Source organism: Streptomyces sp. NPDC002130, assembly GCF_040296465.1.
GTDB lineage: Bacteria > Actinomycetota > Actinomycetes > Streptomycetales > Streptomycetaceae > Streptomyces.
In genome coordinates this window covers 29288-32143 of sequence record NZ_JBEOXI010000074.1, presented here as the reverse complement: position 1 = coordinate 32143, position 2856 = coordinate 29288, and the positions used below count along the sequence as shown (strand labels likewise).

The 2856-nt window shown below is 68.9% G+C and carries 5 protein-coding genes; 1 reads left to right on the top strand and 4 read right to left on the bottom strand.

Annotated features, from left to right (window positions below; genetic code table 11):
• Positions 1–130 precede the first annotated feature (130 nt).
• Entirely contained in the window at positions 131–397 is a 267-nt protein-coding gene (locus ABT116_RS16725; protein ID WP_351633544.1) for a hypothetical protein, read from the bottom strand.
• Positions 398–625: 228 nt separating this feature from the next.
• On the opposite strand from ABT116_RS16725, the gene ABT116_RS16720 reads away from it, so the two are divergent.
• A complete protein-coding gene (locus tag ABT116_RS16720; RefSeq protein ID WP_351633542.1) occupies positions 626–931 on the top strand; it encodes a chaplin in 306 nt (101 codons plus the stop codon).
• A 63-nt stretch (positions 932–994) separates the two neighbouring features.
• On the opposite strand, the gene ABT116_RS16715 is transcribed toward ABT116_RS16720, so the two are convergent.
• The 3 genes from ABT116_RS16715 to ABT116_RS16705 form a co-directional block, all read right to left on the bottom strand.
• Positions 995–1861: a tyrosinase family protein gene (locus ABT116_RS16715; RefSeq protein ID WP_351633539.1), complete on the bottom strand. Its 867-nt coding sequence runs from the start codon at positions 1859–1861 to the stop codon at positions 995–997.
• Positions 1845–2348 carry a tyrosinase family oxidase copper chaperone gene (locus ABT116_RS16710; RefSeq protein ID WP_351633536.1) on the bottom strand — a complete coding sequence of 168 codons (504 nt, stop codon included), beginning with the start codon at positions 2346–2348 and terminating at the stop codon, positions 1845–1847. The genes ABT116_RS16715 and ABT116_RS16710 overlap by 17 nt, the downstream gene beginning before the upstream one ends.
• Before the next feature lie 235 nt (positions 2349–2583).
• Positions 2584–2856 (bottom strand): hypothetical protein (locus ABT116_RS16705; RefSeq protein ID WP_351633534.1); only part of this gene is annotated, 273 nt, incomplete at its 5' end.

Below are 2856 nucleotides of genomic sequence, written 5' to 3'. Positions count from 1 at the left end.
AGTCAGGCCCGCGAGCCGCCGGGGCGGACCCCATTTCATCCGCATGCTCCCCTCTCGCCACCGCACCAGGACACGTACCAGGCCATGGTCCGGGCGCGGGGCCCGCTCAGATCACCTGGTCAGCGACGGTTCACTTGCCGACGCCGACGGCGTTACCGCAGGTCACCGAGGTGCTCTGGTCGACCGGCTGGTTCGCCAGGATGTCCAGGATCTGGACGTTGGCGCGACCGATGTTCAGAACGCCCGACTGCGACTCGTTGCCACAGACGTTGCTCTGGACGGTGTCGATGTCCACGTTCGGCTTGTCGCCACCGTAGGCCTGGCTGACGCCAGCACCGAGGAAGCTGACGCTGCCGAGCATGGCCGCGACGACCGCGGCCTTCTGGAACTTGCGCATTACTTCTCCGTTTCTCGGGTCAACGCGATCCGTTACGGATCGGTCACTTACAGTCGCTGACAGTAGACGATTTTTTCTGCCTCTTCACAGACAAAACGCGCACAAGCGCAACTTTCATGAAAAAACCATCGTTTCGGCAGCCGTGACCGGTCCCCGGCCGTCGCGTTGAACGGGCAGTGCGGTCGCGCGCCGCTGCCGCACTCATTCGGAATCACTAAGGAGAACGTGATGTCTCACATCGCGAAGGTTGGCGCTGTCGCACTGGGCACGGGCGCCATGGTGCTCAGCGGGGCCGGTCTGGCCGCCGCGGACGCCGGCGCCAAGGCTGCGGCGATCGGCTCGCCGGGCTTCCTGTCCGGCAATGTGGTCCAGGTCCCGCTCCACGTGCCCATCAATGTGTGCGGCAACACCGTCACTCTGATCGGCGCGCTCAACGAGGCCTCCGGCGTCTGCAAGAACGGCGACGACGAGAAGGACAAGAAGAAGGCCGGCAAGAAGGCCGACAAGAAGGCCGTTCACCACCACGGCCACTGATCCTGCCGTTCCCCCCAGAGCCCCGGCGCCCAGCGCCGGGGCTCTTGCCGTGAAGCTTCGCACTCACGCGTACCGGTAGATGTGGCTGACATCCTCCAGCTCGTCCGGTGTCACGTCCCACGGCGGCAGTGTCTGGTGTCTCGCCACGATCCGGGCGTACTGCTCGTCGTCTTGTCCCGGCGGCGTGGCGGGAAGATAGCGCGCCCTGCGGTGACGCAGTTGCCAGCGGTGCCACTGGAGGTCCACGAAGGCGTGGTGCAGCCAGAAGACGGGGTCGTTGACGGAGGCCCCGCCGAGTATCGTCCCGCCCACCCAGCGGTGCACCCGGTTGTGGTTGTGCCAGGAGGTGGCGCCTCGGCCGCCACCCCAGCCTTCCAGTTTGTTGCGGAAACCTCGGGGGACCGTCGAGTTCCAGGGCGCCATGTCGTACACCGGATCCTTCAGTGCCCACTCCAGCTCGCTCTTGGTGGGCAGGTCGATCCGGGCGCGGCGGCGGCCGAGGTCACGGGTGAGGAACTTCAGGTCGGTCACGCCCGTCGTGATGGGCCAGTCGCCCTCTCGGTGAGCGAACGGACCGGTCGTCACCTGGTGGTCGGACCGGCGCCCGTTGCCGCCGAGGAGGTCCGCCGTCCATGGCGCGGACGTGGTCGTGCGGTCACGCGTCCAGTCCCAGTAGGGCACCGTCACCGAGGAGTCCACCCGGCGCAGCGCGCGCTCCAGTTCGAGCAGGAACCGGCGGTGCCAGGGCAGGAACGAGGGCGCCATGTGCGCGGCGCGCAGCCCATGCTCACCGTCCGCGGAGAAGTACTCGATGTGCATCCGCACGAACTCCTCGTACTCACCCCGCCGTTTGACCTCCAGCAGCGCCCTGACGAAGCGGCGCCGCTCGGTCTTGGTGAGCATGCCGGCGTCCTTACGTACGTACGCCATGTCGGCCTCCCGTGTGCAGATGTCCCGTGCCTCCGGGGCTCCGGGCCGGCTCGCGCAGTCGTTGACCGGGGCCGAGCTGGTCGACGGCCGCGCGGGCGGCCTCGAGCGGTGACCGGTAGGAGCAGTAATGGTCGACCATGCTCAGCCAGGTACCGTCGGCCCGGCGCATCAGGTGCAGTGGTCGGCCGTCCACCATGACCAGCCACCGGCCGCCCTCAGCCATACCACGCTCGGCGATCCGCACACCTCGGATGCGGCGGCCGCCGTAGGTCTCGTCGAAGCGGGTGTCGGGCATCGCGTTCCCGGACTCCGGGCCGGGGCGTCGAGGTCGGGAAGCGGTGGCGAACCGGACCATGACCGCGGCGAGTGCGCCCGCGGCCAGACCTCGCACCGCGTCTCGCCGTGCGGTTCGTTCCCTTCCGGGCTGCGGCGGGCGCGGTGCCGCACCCGCGGCGCCGGCCGGTACCGCGCCGATGTCGACGACCATGATTCGCTCCACGTCCCTTCGGTTGTCCCATAGCGGTAACCGAGGAACACCGAGGGGCGGTCACCATGGCGCGGCCATTGCAGTGACACGGGAGCCAGCGGTAGGCGACCGTTGTGTCCGTCAGGACGATGCACCAGGAGTCTCGCAGCGGTCCGGTCGCTGCACCGGGTGGGACAAACACGGAGACGGCCCCCAGCACCACTGAGGACCGCCTCCTGACTGGTGGGTCTCGGCCCTACAGCCACAGGTTGCCGTGCGCAGGCTTGGCCTCATTCAGCGCAGCCGCAGCCTCCTTGGCCGTGGGGAGCAGCGCGTTCGAACCTTCAGCGGTCACGTCGAGCGGAACCCGGGTGGTCGCGTCGCCGCTGATGCTGGTGGCTGCCAGGTCCCGGGCGCGGTGGCCCTCCGTCGCTGCGGGCGCCTGCTCCGGGGCGGGGCTAGGGGCCGGGGCCTGCTGCGGGGCCGGGGCCTGGTAGGGAGCAGCCTGCTGAGGAGCCGGCGCCTGGTA

What these genes read in the sequence shown, in the direction of transcription:
- ABT116_RS16725 (WP_351633544.1), bottom strand. Translation starts at nt 397, where the DNA reads ATGCGCAAGTTCCAGAAGGCCGCGGTCGTCGCGGCCATGCTCGGCAGC.
- ABT116_RS16720 (WP_351633542.1), top strand. Translation starts at nt 626, where the DNA reads ATGTCTCACATCGCGAAGGTTGGCGCTGTCGCACTGGGCACGGGCGCC.
- ABT116_RS16715 (WP_351633539.1), bottom strand. Translation starts at nt 1,861, where the DNA reads ATGGCGTACGTACGTAAGGACGCCGGCATGCTCACCAAGACCGAGCGG.
- ABT116_RS16710 (WP_351633536.1), bottom strand. Translation starts at nt 2,348, where the DNA reads ATGGTCGTCGACATCGGCGCGGTACCGGCCGGCGCCGCGGGTGCGGCA.